Source organism: Streptomyces africanus (assembly GCF_030816955.1).
In the GTDB taxonomy this organism is placed as follows: domain Bacteria; phylum Actinomycetota; class Actinomycetes; order Streptomycetales; family Streptomycetaceae; genus Streptomyces; species Streptomyces africanus.
Map to the genome: position 1 here is coordinate 6,882,694 of NZ_JAUSYP010000001.1, position 14,702 is coordinate 6,897,395.

Consider the following 14,702-nt stretch of genomic DNA (forward strand, 5'->3'; position numbering starts at 1 on the left):
CCCGTACCTCCCGTGACTCGCGTACGGGATCAGGCTGCCCCGAGTTCCTCCGGCGCCCCGCCACATCAGCCCCGCAAGCTCCGCGGGGCGCCGGAGTGATCACTCCTCCCACACTTCTGCACAACCTCCCGCCGGGTCAGGCGGCGAAGGAGATGGTTCACGTGTCCGCTACGCCCGTGCTGGCGTTGCGCGGGGTCTCCAAGCGGTTCGGTGCCGTACAGGCGCTCACCGACGTAGAGCTTGAGGTCCACGCCGGTGAAGTGGTCGCCCTGGTCGGCGACAACGGCGCCGGAAAGTCCACGCTGGTCAAGACGATCGCCGGCGTGCACCCCATCGATGAGGGCGTCATCGAATGGGACGGCAGGTCCGTCCAGATCAACAAGCCGCACGACGCCCAGAACCTGGGCATCGCGACCGTCTACCAGGACCTCGCGCTGTGCGACAACATCGACGTCGTCGGCAACCTCTATCTGGGCCGGGAGATCCGCAAGCGCGGCATCCTGGACGAGGTGGAGATGGAGCGCCGCTCCCGCGAGCTCCTCGACACGCTGTCGATCCGCATCCCGAGCGTGCGCATCCCGATCGCCTCGCTCTCCGGCGGCCAGCGCCAGACCGTGGCCATCGCCCGGTCCATGCTCGGCGAGCCGAAGCTGGTCATCCTCGACGAGCCCACCGCCGCCCTCGGCGTCGAGCAGACCGCGCAGGTCCTCGACCTGGTCGAGCGGCTGCGCGAGCGCGGCCACGCCGTGATCCTCATCAGCCACAACATGGCCGATGTGAAGGCCGTCGCGGACAAGGTCGCCGTCCTGCGCCTCGGGCGCAACAACGGCGTCTTCGAGGTCAAGTCGACCTCGCAGGAAGAGATCATCTCCGCCATCACCGGCGCCACCGACAACGCCGTGACCCGCCGTGCGGCGCGCACGAACGGGGAGGTTTCCAAGTGAGCATCGACAAGACCTCCGCGGCTCCTGACGACCACGTCGTGGAGAACCCCGAGGCGGCCAAGGCCGCCGTCACGGTCGTCGACCCCCGGCTGCTGGTGCGCGAGCAGGGTTTCGGCGGCTACGTCACCGAGTTCAAGCGGAAGATGAAGTCGGGTGACCTGGGATCCATCCCGGTCGTCATCGGCCTGGCCATCATCTGGATCATCTTCCAGAGCCTGAACTCCAACTTCCTCACCGCGGGCAACCTGTCCGACATGTCCGTCGCCATGGTCGGCACGGGCATGATCGCCGTCGGCATCGTGTTCGTGCTGCTGCTGGGCGAGATCGACCTGTCGGTCGGCTCGGTCAGCGGTGTGGCGGGTGCGAGCTTCGCCGTGCTGAACGTCACCAACGGCATGAACGAGTGGCTCGCCTTCGTGCTGGCCATCGTCACCGGCATGGTCGCCGGCACGCTGCACGGCTTCTTCTTCGCGAAGATCGGTGTCCCGGCGTTCGCCGTCACCCTGGCCGGTCTGCTGTTCTGGAACGGCTTCATGCTCCAGATCCTGGGCGACAACGGCACGATCAACCTCGACCCGGACGGGGTCGTGGCCCAGCTGACCAGCTACTACTTCTCGGACGTGGCCGCCGCGTACGGCCTGGCCGCCGTGGTGACCGCCGGGTTCTTCCTCAGCTCCTTCCTCGGCAACCGCCGCCGGGAGGCCGCCGGGGTGCCGTCGCGGCCGCTGAGCGAGACCATCGTGCGGACGGTGCTGCTGGCGATCGTCGCGTTCGCCGTCGCCACCGTCTTCAACCAGTACAAGGGCCTGCCGCTGGCCGTGGTGATCTTCATCGTGGTGCTGCTGGTCACGGACTTCGTGCTGCGGCGCACGGCGTACGGGCGGAAGGTGTTCGCGCTCGGCGGCAGTGTCGAGGCGTCCCGCCGTGCCGGTATCAACGTGGAGATGGTCCGGATCTCGGTGTTCGCGATCTCCGGCACGTTCGCGGCGGTCGGCGGTCTGTTCATCGCGTCGAAGATCGCCGCGGCGAACCAGGGTGCCGGTGGCGGTGACCTGCTGATGAACGCGATCGCCGCCGCGGTGATCGGCGGTACGTCGCTGTTCGGCGGCCGTGGACGGACGTGGAACGCGCTGCTCGGCGTGCTGGTGATCGTGTCGATCCAGTACGGGCTCGCCCTGGAGGGCATCGCCTCTCCGGTGCAGTACATGATCACGGGTGGTGTGCTGTTGGCCACGGTGGTGATCGACGCCGTTACTCGTAAGACGCAGAAGACCGCGGGGCGCGCGTAGCGCCGAAGACCACCGCTGTGCCCGGCACCGTGAGGCGCCGGGCACAGTTGTGTCGTAGCTGGGGCACAAGTTGGGTACAGCCGAATGCGTGACGTACGACGCACGGCCTCGGCGCAGTCCTCAGGGGCGGAACATTAGACTCGACACGCCCGGCAACAGCTCGAACAGCTCTACTGCAAGGAGGCACGGGTGCCGCTGCTGACCCGAATCAGGGGACCGCGCGATCTGGACCGGCTCAGCCTGGAAGAGCTGAACCAGTTGGCGGAGGAGATCCGGACCTTCCTTGTCGAAGCGGTCTCCAAGACCGGCGGTCACCTCGGCCCCAACCTCGGCGTGGTGGAGCTCACCATCGCCCTGCACCGGGTCTTCGAATCACCCAAGGACAAGGTGCTCTGGGACACCGGCCACCAGTCCTACGTGCACAAGCTGCTCACGGGCCGTCAGGACTTCTCGAAGCTGAAGATGAAGGGCGGCCTGTCCGGCTACCCCTCGCAGGCCGAGTCCGAGCACGACATCATCGAGAACTCGCACGCCTCGACCGTCCTCGGATGGGCCGACGGCATCGCCAAGGCCAACGAGCTTCTCGAACGCGACAGCCACGTCGTCGCCGTGATCGGTGACGGGGCGCTGACCGGCGGCATGGCCTGGGAGGCGCTGAACAACATCGCCGACGCCAAGGACCGGCCCCTCGTCATCGTCGTCAACGACAACGAGCGGTCCTACGCGCCGACCATCGGCGGCCTCGCCAACCACCTTGCGACGCTGCGGACGACGGACGGCTACGAGCGGTTCCTCGCCCGCACCAAGGAGGTCCTGGAGCGCACCCCCGTCGTCGGCCGGCCGCTCTACGACACCCTGCACGGCGCCAAGAAGGGCCTGAAGGACTTCATCGCCCCGCAGGGCATGTTCGAGGACCTCGGCCTGAAGTACGTCGGCCCGATCGACGGGCACGACCTGGAGGCCCTGGAGTCCGCCCTCGCGCGGGCCAAGCGGTTCGGCGGGCCCGTCATCGTGCACTGCCTCACCGAGAAGGGCCGCGGCTACCAGCCCGCCCTCCAGGACGAGGCCGACCGCTTCCACGCGGTCGGCAAGATCCACCCCGACACGGGCCTGCCGATCGCCTCCTCGGGCGCCGACTGGACGTCGGTGTTCGGCGAGGAGATGGTCAAGCTGGGTGAGGAGCGCGAGGACATCGTCGCCATCACCGCCGCCATGCTCCAGCCGGTGGGCCTGGAGAAGTTCGCCAAGCGCTTCCCGAAGCGGGTCTACGACGTCGGCATCGCCGAGCAGCACGGCGCGGTGTCGGCCGCGGGCCTGGCGACGGGCGGGGTGCACCCGGTGTTCGCGGTGTACGCCACCTTCCTCAACCGCGCCTTCGACCAGGTGCTGATGGACGTGGCCCTGCACAAGTGCGGGGTGACCTTCGTCCTGGACCGGGCCGGAGTCACCGGCACCGACGGGGCGTCCCACAACGGCATGTGGGACATGTCGATCCTCCAGGTCGTGCCGGGGCTGCGGCTGGCCGCGCCGCGTGACGCCGACCAGGTCCGCGCGCAGTTGCGGGAGGCCGTCGCCGTCGACGACGCGCCGACCGTGGTCCGCTTCTCCAAGGGCGCGGTCGGCCCCGCCGTTCCCGCCGTGGGGCGGGTCGGCGGCATGGACGTGCTGCGCGAGCCCGGCACCGACCGGCCCGATGTGCTGCTGGTCTCCGTCGGTGCCCTGGCGCCGATGTGCCTGGAGATCGCCGGTCTGCTCGACCGGCAGGGCATCTCCACCACCGTCGTCGACCCGCGCTGGGTCAAACCCGTCGACGAGGCCATGGCCCCGCTCGCCGAGCAGCACCGCGTGGTCGTCACCGTCGAGGACAACAGCCGGGTCGGCGGTGTGGGGTCGGCGATCGCGCAGGCGCTGCGTGACGCGGGCGTCGACGTGCCGCTGCGCGACTTCGGCATTCCGCCGCGCTTCCTCGACCATGCCTCGCGCGCCGAGGTCATGGCCGAGATCGGCCTCACCGCGCCGGACATCGCCCGCCAGGTGACCGGGCTGGTCGCCAGGCTGGACGGTAGGTACGAGCGCTCCGCGGCCGACGCCGTCGACTCCGTGGAGCCCGCGCGCGACTGACACCGCCCCGGTACCGCTGAATGGGCCGGTTCCACCACTGTCACGGGTGGTGGAACCGGCCCATTGGCGTGAATCCATCGCTGCCGGGGCATACGGATGGTGCCCCCTCTCGATCATGTCGAGGACGACAAGCGTGGGAGGTACCCCGTGAGCAGCACCCTCTTCCGGACGAAGAAGGTCGAGCAGTCCATCCTCGACACCGAGGAGCCAGAGCACGCACTCAAGAAGTCCTTGTCCGCGCTGGATCTGACGGTCTTCGGCGTCGGCGTGATCATCGGCACCGGCATCTTCGTCCTCACCGGAACAGTCGCCAAGAACAACGCCGGGCCCGCGACGGCCCTGGCGTTCGTCGCGGCCGGCGTCGCCTGCGCCCTGGCCGCGCTCTGTTACGCCGAGTTCGCGTCGACGGTCCCGGTCGCCGGGTCTGCCTACACGTTCGCGTACGCCTCCCTCGGTGAGCTGCCCGCCTGGATCATCGGCTGGGACCTGGTCCTGGAGTTCGCGCTCGGTACGGCGGTGGTGGCCGTCGGCTGGTCGGGCTACATCCAGTCGCTCATGAGCAACGCGGGCTGGGAGATGCCCGCGGCCCTGGGCAGCAGAGACGGTGCCGACGTCTTCGGCTTCGACATCCTCGCCGCCGCGCTCGTGCTCGTCCTCACCGGCATCCTCGTGCTCGGCATGAAGCTGTCGGCGCGGATCACGTCGCTCGTCGTCGCCATCAAGGTGACGGTCGTCCTGGTCGTGATCATCGCGGGCGCGTTCCTCATCAAGGGGGACAACTACGACCCGTTCATCCCGAAGCAGAAGGCGGTGGAGGCCGGGTCCAGTCTCGACTCCCCACTGATCCAGCTCATGTTCGGCTGGGCGCCCTCCAACTTCGGCGTGATGGGCATCTTCACCGCCGCCTCCGTCGTGTTCTTCGCCTTCATCGGCTTCGACATCGTGGCGACGGCGGCGGAGGAGACCCGCAATCCGCAGCGCGACATGCCGCGCGGCATTCTCGGCTCCCTGCTGATCTGCACCACGCTGTACGTTCTCGTGTCGATCGTCGTCACCGGCATGCAGCACTACACCCGGCTGTCCGTGGACGCGCCGCTCGCCGACGCGTTCAAGGCCACGGGGCATCCCTGGTACGCGGGTTTCATCAGTTTCGGCGCGGCGGTCGGCCTGACGACGGTCTGCATGATCCTTCTCCTCGGCCAGACCCGGGTGTTCTTCGCGATGAGCCGTGACGGGCTGCTGCCGCGGTTCTTCTCGCACGTCCACCCGCGGTTCCGGACCCCGCACCGGCCGACCATCCTGCTCGGCGTGATCATCGCGATCCTGGCCGGCTTCACCCCGCTGACGGAGCTCGCCGCGCTGGTGAACATCGGCACGCTGTTCGCCTTCGTCGTGGTCGCCGTCGGTGTGCTCGTCCTCCGCAGGACGCGGCCCGACCTGCACCGGGCGTTCCGCACGCCGTGGGTGCCGGTCATCCCGATCCTGTCGGTGTGCGCCTCACTGTGGCTGATGATCAACCTGCCGGCCGAGACGTGGGTGCGGTTCGCCATCTGGATGGTCGCCGGGTTCTTCGTGTACTTCCTCTACGGCCGCTCCCACAGCCGCCTCGGGAGGGGAGAGACGACGTCGGCGGAGAAGACGCTGTAGCTTCTGCGTCTCACCTGCGGCCGGCCCGTGGGTCGGGGGCCGCTGAGCTGCGGGCAGTCGTGCCGCTGGGGCGGCACGGGTGGGCGCAGCGGCATCCCGCTCCGCCGGGCTGCGCACCCACCCGACCCGGGCAGCGGCTGGCGGCATCCCGCGGCGCCGGGTTGGGCGGCGCCCCGGCCCGGCAGCCGCCGGCAGCTCCCGCGGGGCCCCGGCCCAGCAATGACAACCGGCCCCTACGGCCGTACCGACCGCGGCCCCGTCACCTCCGCCCCCAGCTCCCCGACCCGCCTCCGCAGCTCCCGGTCCGCCGTGATCACGAGGACGGAACGGTCACCGGCCGACGCGACCACCTCCACGATGTGGTCGTCCCCACTGTCCGGCGCCGACTCCACCCGCACCCCCGCCACGGACTCCACCCCGCGCGCCGCCCCCTCCACCACGAGCACGACTTCCACCGGCCCGTCCACTCCGGGAACCCCGTCCGACGCCAACCGGTCCCGCAACCGCTCCGCCGCCCCCTTCCGGTCCCGCCACCATCCGTCCGGCACCGACCCGACGACATTCGCGGCGTCCACGACGACAAGCAGGGGAGCGTTGCTGTTCATGTGGTCAGGGTCGCACGGCGGGTCTCGGCCAGGCGGGGGGTGGGCGGGACGTCAACTCGGCCCGCCCGCGTAAGGTGAACAAGTGAACGGCGACTGGCTCATCCGCGGCCGCGACGGCCGCCTCACCGTCTACCTGCCCTCCGGCGACGCCGTCCTGTGCCGTGCGGAACGCGGCCCCGCCGGCTCCTGGGAGGCCCCCCGAACCGTCGGTGGCACCCAGAAGCTGCATCCGGGCGTCGCGGTCGGCCAGGGCGCCGACGGCTACGCCCATCTGGCCGCCTGGCGGCCCACCGTGCCGGGCGAGTCGGGCCTGGTGCACTCCACCCACTTCCGGCCCCGGCTCGCGCCCCTGGACTGGGTCCCGATCGGGCACCCCGACAAGAAGGGCGACCGGACGGGCGTGCCGGCCGTCGCCGTAGACGCGCAGGGGCGCTGCCATGTCTTCGTCCGGAACAAGGGCGGCGGGGTGAGCCTGCGCAACCAGAAGGAGAAGGGCGGCTGGGGGGCCTGGCAGGACCTGGAGGGGCACGACGTGGAGGGGGAGTTGGCCGCCGTCACGGGGGAGTCGGGGCTGGTCGAGGTGTACGCGTGTGCGGCCGGCGGGATTCTGCACTGGCGGCAGGAGGAGCCCGGCCGGACCCCGGTGCGGGGGGAGGGGGTGGACGTGCCCGCTCGTCCGGGGACCTTGCGCGCGATCGCCACGTCCGCCGAGCACACCACCCTCTTCTTCACGGACATCTCCGGCGACCTGTGCGCCTGGCGCCCGGGGGAGAAGCCGGTGACGCTCATCGCCTCGGCCGGGCCGGGGCCCGTGTCCGCCGTGCGCTGTGAGATCGAGGGGTACGACTGCACCGTGCTCGCCCAGCGGTCGTCGAGCGGCCGGGTCGCCTTCGCCGCCTATCCGACCGAGCAGGAGTCCGCCGGGGCCTGGTGGACCGAGTCCGGCCCCCAGTTGCCCGCCGACGCCACCGTGTCGCTCGCGCTCGACGAACACGACGAGGTCGTCGCGGCCTCCCTCTCCCCGTCGGCCGGGAAGCTGCTGTTCACCCGCCGCAAGGACGAGCCGGGGCTCGCACTGGAGGCCTGGCGGGAGATCTGACACGCCGTTGGGGTGGCCGCGGCCGGGGCTGTGACGGAATGCAGAAGGGGGTGGGGCGTCCGGATCGTTACCGGGCGCCCCACCCCCCTCAGGGGTTACGCGTTACGCGGGGACGCTCGCCACGCCCTGCGCCAGGAACCTCTTGCCGTTGACCCGCTCGGAGACGCCCTCGCGGTCCAGGTACGGCGTGATGCCGCCCAGGTGGAACGGCCAGCCGGCGCCCGTGATCAGGCACAGGTCGATGTCCTGCGCCTCGGCGACGACGCCCTCGTCGAGCATGAGCCCGATCTCCTGCGCCACCGCGTCGAGCACCCGCTCGCGGACCTGCTCCTCCGTCAGGACGCTGTCGCCCTGCTTCAGCAGCGCGGCGACCTCCGGGTCCAGCTCCGGCTTGCCGCTGTCGTAGACGTAGAAGCCGCGCTTGCCCGCCTCGACGACCGCCTTGAGGTTCGGGGAGACCGTGAAGCGGTCCGGGAACGCCCGGTTGAGCGTCTCGGAGACGTGCAGGCCGATCGCCGGGCCGACCAGCTCCAGCAGGACCAGCGGCGACATCGGCAGGCCCAGCGGCTCGACCGCCTTCTCGGCGACCTCGACCGGGGTGCCCTCGTCGATGACGTTCTGGATCTCGCCCATGAAGCGGGTCAGGATGCGGTTCACGACGAACGCCGGGGCGTCCTTCACCAGTACCGCGGTCTTCTTCAGCTTCTTGGCGACGCCGAACGCCGTGGCCAGGGAGGCCTCGTCGGTCTGCTCGCCGCGGACGATCTCCAGCAGCGGCAGCACGGCGACCGGGTTGAAGAAGTGGAAGCCGACGACCCGCTCGGGGTGCTTCAGCTTCGACGCCATCTCCGACACCGACAGCGAGGAGGTGTTGGTGGCCAGGATCGCGTGCGCCGGGGCGACCGCCTCGACCTCCGCGAACACCTTCTGCTTGACGCCCATCTCCTCGAACACGGCCTCGATGATGAAGTCCGCGTCCGCGAAGCCCTCGGCCTTGTCCAGGACACCGGTCACCAGCGCCTTGAGGCGGTTGGCCTTGTCCTGGTTGATCCGGCCCTTGCCGAGCAGCTTGTCGATCTCGGCGTGGACGTAGCCCACACCCTTGTCGACGCGCTCCTGGTCGATGTCGGTCAGCACGACCGGCACCTCCAGGCGGCGCAGGAACAGCAGCGCGAGCTGGCTGGCCATCAGGCCGGCGCCGACGACACCGACCTTGGTGACCGGACGGGCCAGGCTCTTGTCCGGGGCACCGGCCGGGCGCTTGCCGCGCTTCTGCACCAGGTTGAAGGCGTAGATGCCGGAGCGCAGTTCACCGCCCATGATCAGGTCGGCGAGCGCCTTGTCCTCGGCGTCGTAGCCCTGCTGGAGGTCGCCGTTCTTGGCGGCGGCGATGATGTCCAGGGCGCGGTAGGCGGCCGGGGCCGCGCCGTGCACCTTGGAGTCCGCGATGAAACGGCCCTTGGCGACGGCCTGGTCCCAGCCCTCGCCGCGGTCGATCACCGGGCGCTCGACCTCGATCTCGCCCTTGAGGACGGACGCGGTCCAGATCAGCGACTGCTCCAGGAAGTCCGCGCCCTCGAAGAGCGCGTCGGCGATCCCGAGCTCGTAGACCTGCTTGCCCTTGAGCTGCTTGTTCTGGTTGAGGCTGTTCTCGATGATCACCGAGACGGCCTTGTCGGCGCCGATCAGGTTCGGCAGCAGCGTGCAGCCGCCCCAGCCCGGGACCAGGCCGAGGAACACCTCGGGGAGCGAGAACGCCGGGAGGGCCGCGGAGACGGTCCGGTAGGTGCAGTGCAGGCCGACCTCGACACCGCCGCCCATCGCGGCGCCGTTGTAGTACGCGAAGGTCGGCACGGCCAGCTTGGACAGCCGCTTGAAGACCTCGTGGCCGCCCTTGCCGATGGCGAGCGCGTGCTCGTACTCCTTGAGGATCTCCACGCCCTTGAGGTCGGCGCCGACCGCGAAGATGAACGGCTTGCCGGTGATGCCGACGCCGACGATCTCGCTGTCCGCCGCCTCCTTCTCGACCTGGTCGATCGCGGCGTTCAGGTTCGCCAGCGAGGCCGGGCCGAAGGTGGTCGGCTTGGTGTGATCCAGGCCGTTGTCCAGGGTGATCAGGGCGAAGCGCCCGGCACCCGCGGGGAGGTCGAAGTGGCGTACGTGCGCCTGCGTGACGACCTCGTCCGGGAACAGGTCGGAGGCCTGCTTCAGAAGCTCGGCGGTGGTGCTCACTTGTCCCCCTCGAAGTGCGGGTTCTCCCAGATGACCGTCGCGCCCATGCCGAAGCCGACGCACATGGTCGTCAGGCCGTAGCGGACGTGCGGCTGCTCCTCGAACTGGCGGGCCAGCTGCGTCATCAGACGGACACCGGAGGAGGCCAGCGGGTGGCCGAAGGCGATGGCGCCGCCGTACTGGTTGACGCGCTCGTCGTCGTCGGCGATGCCGTAGTGGTCGAGGAAGGCCAGGACCTGGACGGCGAAGGCCTCGTTGATCTCGAACAGGCCGATGTCGGAGATCGACAGCCCCGCCTGGGCCAGCGCCTTCTCCGTCGCCGGGATCGGGCCGTAGCCCATGACCTCCGGCTCGACGCCCGCGAAGGAGTAGGCGACCAGGCGCATCTTCACGGGGAGGTCGTTCTCCCGCGCGAACTCCTCGGAGGCGATGACCGAGGCGGTGGCGCCGTCGTTCAGACCGGCCGCGTTACCGGCGGTGACCCGGCCGTGGACGCGGAACGGGGTCTTGAGGCCCTGGAGGTTCTCCAGGGTCGTGCCCGGGCGCATCGGCTCGTCGGCGGTGACCAGGCCCCAGCCCGTCTCACCGGCCTCGGCGTTGGTGCGGCGGACCGAGACCGGCACCAGGTCGGCCTGGATCTTGCCGTTGGCGTACGCCTTGGCGGCCTTCTCCTGGGAGCGCACGGCGTACTCGTCGGCGCGCAGCTTGGTGATCTGCGGGTAGCGGTCGTGCAGGTTCTCCGCGGTCATGCCCATGAACAGGGCCGACTCGTCGACCAGCTTCTCGCTGACGAACCGCGGGTTCGGGTCGACGCCCTCGCCCATCGGGTGGCGGCCCATGTGCTCGACACCGCCGGCGATGGCGACGTCGTAGGCACCGAAGGCGACGGAACCGGCGACCGTGGTCACGGCCGTCAGGGCGCCCGCGCACATGCGGTCGATCGAGTAGCCCGGCACGGACTGCGGCAGGCCGGCGAGGATCCCGGCCGTGCGGCCGATGGTGAGGCCCTGGTCGCCGATCTGGGTGGTCGCGGCGATGGCGACCTCGTCGATCTTCTTCGGGTCGAGGCCGGGGTTGCGGCGCAGCAGCTCCCGGATCGCCTTCACGACGAGGTCGTCGGCACGGGTCTCGTGGTAGATGCCCTTCGGGCCCGCCTTGCCGAACGGGGTGCGGACGCCGTCTACGAAGACGACGTCCCTGACGGTACGAGGCACGATGGCTCTCCTCCAGGGTCCGGATCTGCACTGCTGCGATGCGCTGAGCGCGCGCTCAGTCCCATGCTACTTATGAGTAACGTAGCTGCACAGTCCTGACATGGCGAGCGGCGAACGTCACATCTCACCGAGGCGGCGCAGTGGACCCCCGAGGCGTCAGCACAGGAGTCGGCACAGGATGCGACCCGCCCTCACCCCCCGTGATCACCGAGAACAACGTCCGCGCCACCTCCGCCCCAAAACCATGCACGTCATGACTCATCGCGGACAGCGTCGGATGCGTCAGCCGGCACAGCTGCGAGTCGTCCCAGGCCAGCAGCGACACCTCCTCCGGCACCCGCAGCCCCATCTCCGCCGCCACCGACAACCCCGCCACCGCCATGACGTCGTTGTCGTACACGATCGCCGTCGGCCGGTCCGGCGGCGCGGCCGTCAGCAAGGAGCGTGTCGCCCGCGCCCCCGCGTCCCCGGAGAAGTCCGTCGCCACCTGCCACGCCCCGGCCAGCGCCAGAGCCCCCGCCGCCTCGTCGAACGCCGCCGTCCGGATGGCCGTGTGCCCGAGAGCCGCCGCCCCGCCCACCCGGGCGATCCGCCGGTGCCCCAGCGCCGCCAGATACCGCACCGCCTCCGTCACGGCCGTCGCGTCGTCGGTCCACACCGAGGTGAGCCCGCCGGTCAGCGAGGGATGCCCCACCGCGACCACCGGCAGCCCGAGCCGCTCCACCAGGCCGACCCGGGGATCGTCGGCCCGGAAGTCGACGAGGATCGACCCGCCGATCTGCCGCCCCCGCCACCACGACTCCTGGACCCCGATCTCCTCGTCCGGATTCCGTACGAGTCTCAGCAGCAGGGAGCAGGAGTGCTCGGCCAGGACGCTCTCCACGCCCGAGACGAACTCCATGTACCAGGGTTCGAGCCCGAGCATCCGGGCCGGCCGGCACACCGCGAGCCCCACCACGTCCACGCGCGAACCGGCCAGCGTCCGCGCCGTGAGGTTCGGTGCCCAGCCCAGCTCCCGTGCCGCCCGGAAGATCCGGTCCCGGGTCGCCTCCGACAGCCCGGGCTTGTGGTTGAACGCGAGCGACACGGCCCCCTTGGACACGCCGGCGCGCGCGGCGACGTCCTTGATGGTGACGCGGGGAGCCGGAGTCGCCGTCATCGGGTGGGCTCCACGCAGTACAGGGCCGAACGGGCACGCTCCGCGTCCGGGGTCTCCCAGCCGCGCACCCCGATGGTCACCTCTTCGCCCGGCAGCAGCGTGACCAGCCCCCGGTCGGCCCGCGCCCGCGGATCCAGCCGGTCGGCCTGGAGAAGCAGGTCCCGGACCAGGGTGCGGGCGGTGACGGTGATGCCGCCGGGGGCGAGCGCGACCTCGAACTCCGGCTTGGGGTAGGGGACCTCACGGTCTGGCACCGGGAAGTGCACCGCCCGCAGCCCGTCCCCGTCCGAGACCAGGAACTCCTCGGGCCCGGTCGGCGTCAGCTCGCGCGGAACATCGACACGTGCCACCGTCCGCCCCCCGGCCGTCACCGCCACGGCCGCCTGCCCCAGCACCTCGCCCCCGACGGACATCCGCCGCAGGGTCAGCGCCGGCGTCCAGTCCCCGGCCGCCTGGTTGACGACGGCCAGCTCCAGCCCGCCGTCCCGCGGCTGGAGCGTCAGCAACCGGTCCGCGTACAGCCGCCGCAGCTCGTGGTACAGCGGCTTCTCCCGCCCGTCCCCGTCGATCGCCGCCCAGGACGTCACCGGCCAGCAGTCGTTGAGCTGCCAGACGACCGTGCCCGCGCACACCGGCCAGTGCGAGCGCCAGTGCTCGATCCCGGCCGCGACCGCGCGGGCCTGGTTGACCTGCGTCAGGTAGTGCCAGCGGTCGAAGTCCCCCTTCGGCACGGCGAAGTGCCGGGCCAGCCCCCGCTCCAGCTTCCCGTTGCCGTCGTCGGCCTTCTGGTGGTGCAGCATGCCGGGGGAGTCCGGCGCGAGCTCCTCCCCGGGCAGCGCCCGCCGCAGCGTGGCGTACGCGGGCGGCGCCTGCCAGCCGAACTCGGCGACGAAGCGGGGCACGCTCAGCCGGTAGTCGGCGTAGTCCTCCCGGTTCCACACCTCCCAGGAGTGGTGCGTGCCGTGCGCCGGATCGTTCGGATGCCGGTCCCAGGACCCGGACCAGGGACTCCCCGCCGTGTACGGCCGCGTCGGATCCAACTCGGCCACCACCCGCGGCAGTACACCCAGGTAATACCCCTCGCCCCAGGAGTCCCCGGCCAGCCGCGGCTCCCAGCCCCAGTCCCGGAAGGCCCACAGGTTCTCGTTGTTGCCGTTCCACAACACCAGCGACGGATGCGGCATCAGCCGTACGACGTTCTCCCGGGCCTCGGCCTCCACCTCACCGCGCAGCGGCTGTTCCTCCGGGTAGGCCGCGCACGCGAACGGGAAGTCCTGCCACACCAGCAGCCCGAGTTCGTCGCAGGCGTCGTAGAAGTCCTCGCTCTCGTAGATGCCGCCGCCCCAGACCCGTACGAGGTCCACGCCTGCCCCGGCCGCCTGCTCCAGTCGCTCCCGGTACCGCTCGCGGGTGATCCGGGACGGGAAGACGTCGTCGGGGATCCAGTTGACGCCCCGCGCGAAGAGCCGCTCGCTGTTGACGACGAGGGTGAAGCCGGTGCCGTGCGCGTCGGGCCGCCGGTCCAGCTCGACGGTCCTGAAGCCGATCCGCCGCCGCCACACGTCCAGCGCGTCCCCGCCGTGCAGCAGCCGCACCTCGACGTCGTAGAGCGGCTGTTCGCCGTAGCCGCGCGGCCACCACAGCCGGACGTCCGGCACCCGCAGCCGTACGACCCCGCCCGCCCCGTCGATCTCCGCCCGGGCCCGCACCCCGCCCACCTCGGCCTCCAGGGTGAGCGGCGCCTCGACCCGGGTCCGCTCGACGTCGACGGCCAACTCGACGACGCCGACCCCGTCGTCGACGGTGACCAGCGGACGCACCCGGGCGATCCGGGCCGTCGACCAGTGCTCCAGGCGCACCGGCCGCCAGATCCCGGCCGTCACCAGGGTCGGCCCCCAGTCCCAGCCGAAGGAGCAGGCCATCTTGCGCAGGTACTGGTACGGCTCGGCGTAGGCGGCGGGCCGCTCGCCCAGCCGTCCCCGCACGGCCTCGGCCTCGGCGTAGGCGGAGACGAACCGCACGGAAAGCCGCCCGGACAGCCCCGTCACATCGAACCGGTACGAGCGGTGCATGTTGCGCACCTTGCCCAGCAGCCGCCCGTCCAGGGAGATCTCGGCGACGGTGTCGAGCCCGTCGAAGACCAGGTCGGTCTGCTCCTGCGCGGACGCGCACGTGAGCTCGCGCTCGTAGGTCCAGTCCCGGCGCCCCACCCACGCCACCTCGGACTCGCCCAGACCGAGGAACGGGTCCGGGATCACCCCGGCCGCCATCAGGTCGGTGTGCACGCAGCCCGGCACGGAGGCCGGGAGCGGGTCCGGCTCGTGCCGCAGGATCCATCCGTCGCCGAGCGGTGTGGCCTGAAGCATGCGCACTCCCTTAACCGGTCCAGTGA

At 70.8% G+C, this 14,702-nt stretch carries 10 protein-coding genes; 5 read left to right on the plus strand and 5 right to left on the minus strand.

Features of this window, described 5'->3' with window-relative positions; genetic code table 11:
* Nucleotides 1–152 precede the first annotated feature (152 nt).
* The 4 genes from QF034_RS31755 to QF034_RS31770 all read left to right on the plus strand — a co-directional run bounded on the left by QF034_RS31755 (nucleotide 153) and on the right by QF034_RS31770 (nucleotide 6,001).
* Nucleotides 153–944: an ATP-binding cassette domain-containing protein gene (locus tag QF034_RS31755; RefSeq protein WP_031134513.1), complete on the plus strand. Its 792-nt coding sequence runs from the start codon at nucleotides 153–155 to the stop codon at nucleotides 942–944.
* On the plus strand, nucleotides 941–2,233 hold the full coding sequence (locus QF034_RS31760; protein WP_307178128.1) for a sugar ABC transporter permease: 1,293 nt from the start codon (nucleotides 941–943) through the stop codon (nucleotides 2,231–2,233). Before QF034_RS31755 ends, QF034_RS31760 begins: the two co-directional genes overlap by 4 nt.
* Before the next feature lie 189 nt (nucleotides 2,234–2,422).
* Nucleotides 2,423–4,354, plus strand: coding sequence for a 1-deoxy-D-xylulose-5-phosphate synthase (dxs, locus tag QF034_RS31765; protein WP_307178129.1), 1,932 nt, complete (start codon nucleotides 2,423–2,425; stop codon nucleotides 4,352–4,354).
* A 147-nt stretch (nucleotides 4,355–4,501) separates the two neighbouring features.
* The gene (locus QF034_RS31770; RefSeq protein ID WP_307178130.1) at nucleotides 4,502–6,001 is read left to right on the plus strand and encodes an amino acid permease; all 1,500 of its coding nucleotides are present in this window, start codon (nucleotides 4,502–4,504) and stop codon (nucleotides 5,999–6,001) included.
* Between the two features lie 233 nt (nucleotides 6,002–6,234).
* On the opposite strand, the gene QF034_RS31775 is transcribed toward QF034_RS31770, so the two are convergent.
* Entirely contained in the window at nucleotides 6,235–6,606 is a 372-nt protein-coding gene (locus tag QF034_RS31775; protein WP_307178131.1) for a PIN domain-containing protein, read from the minus strand.
* 82 nt (nucleotides 6,607–6,688) lie between these two features.
* Here QF034_RS31775 and QF034_RS31780 point away from each other — a divergent pair, with 82 nt between their 5' ends.
* Complete coding sequence (locus tag QF034_RS31780; RefSeq protein ID WP_307178132.1) at nucleotides 6,689–7,705, plus strand: PLL family lectin; 1,017 nt, start codon at nucleotides 6,689–6,691, stop codon at nucleotides 7,703–7,705.
* Nucleotides 7,706–7,807: 102 nt separating this feature from the next.
* Here the strand turns inward: QF034_RS31780 and QF034_RS31785 are convergent, their stop codons facing one another.
* The 4 genes from QF034_RS31785 to QF034_RS31800 form a co-directional block, all read right to left on the minus strand.
* Entirely contained in the window at nucleotides 7,808–9,937 is a 2,130-nt protein-coding gene (locus QF034_RS31785) for a 3-hydroxyacyl-CoA dehydrogenase NAD-binding domain-containing protein (protein WP_307178133.1), read from the minus strand.
* Nucleotides 9,934–11,151, minus strand: coding sequence for a thiolase family protein (locus QF034_RS31790; protein WP_059420673.1), 1,218 nt, complete (start codon nucleotides 11,149–11,151; stop codon nucleotides 9,934–9,936). The genes QF034_RS31785 and QF034_RS31790 overlap by 4 nt, the downstream gene beginning before the upstream one ends.
* A gap of 124 nt (nucleotides 11,152–11,275) precedes the next feature.
* A complete protein-coding gene (locus QF034_RS31795; RefSeq protein WP_307178134.1) occupies nucleotides 11,276–12,310 on the minus strand; it encodes a LacI family DNA-binding transcriptional regulator in 1,035 nt (344 codons plus the stop codon).
* Nucleotides 12,307–14,676 (minus strand): glycoside hydrolase family 2 protein, encoded by a 2,370-nt coding sequence (locus QF034_RS31800; RefSeq protein ID WP_307178135.1) that lies wholly within the window; start codon nucleotides 14,674–14,676, stop codon nucleotides 12,307–12,309. Before QF034_RS31800 ends, QF034_RS31795 begins: the two co-directional genes overlap by 4 nt.
* Nucleotides 14,677–14,702 lie beyond the last annotated feature (26 nt).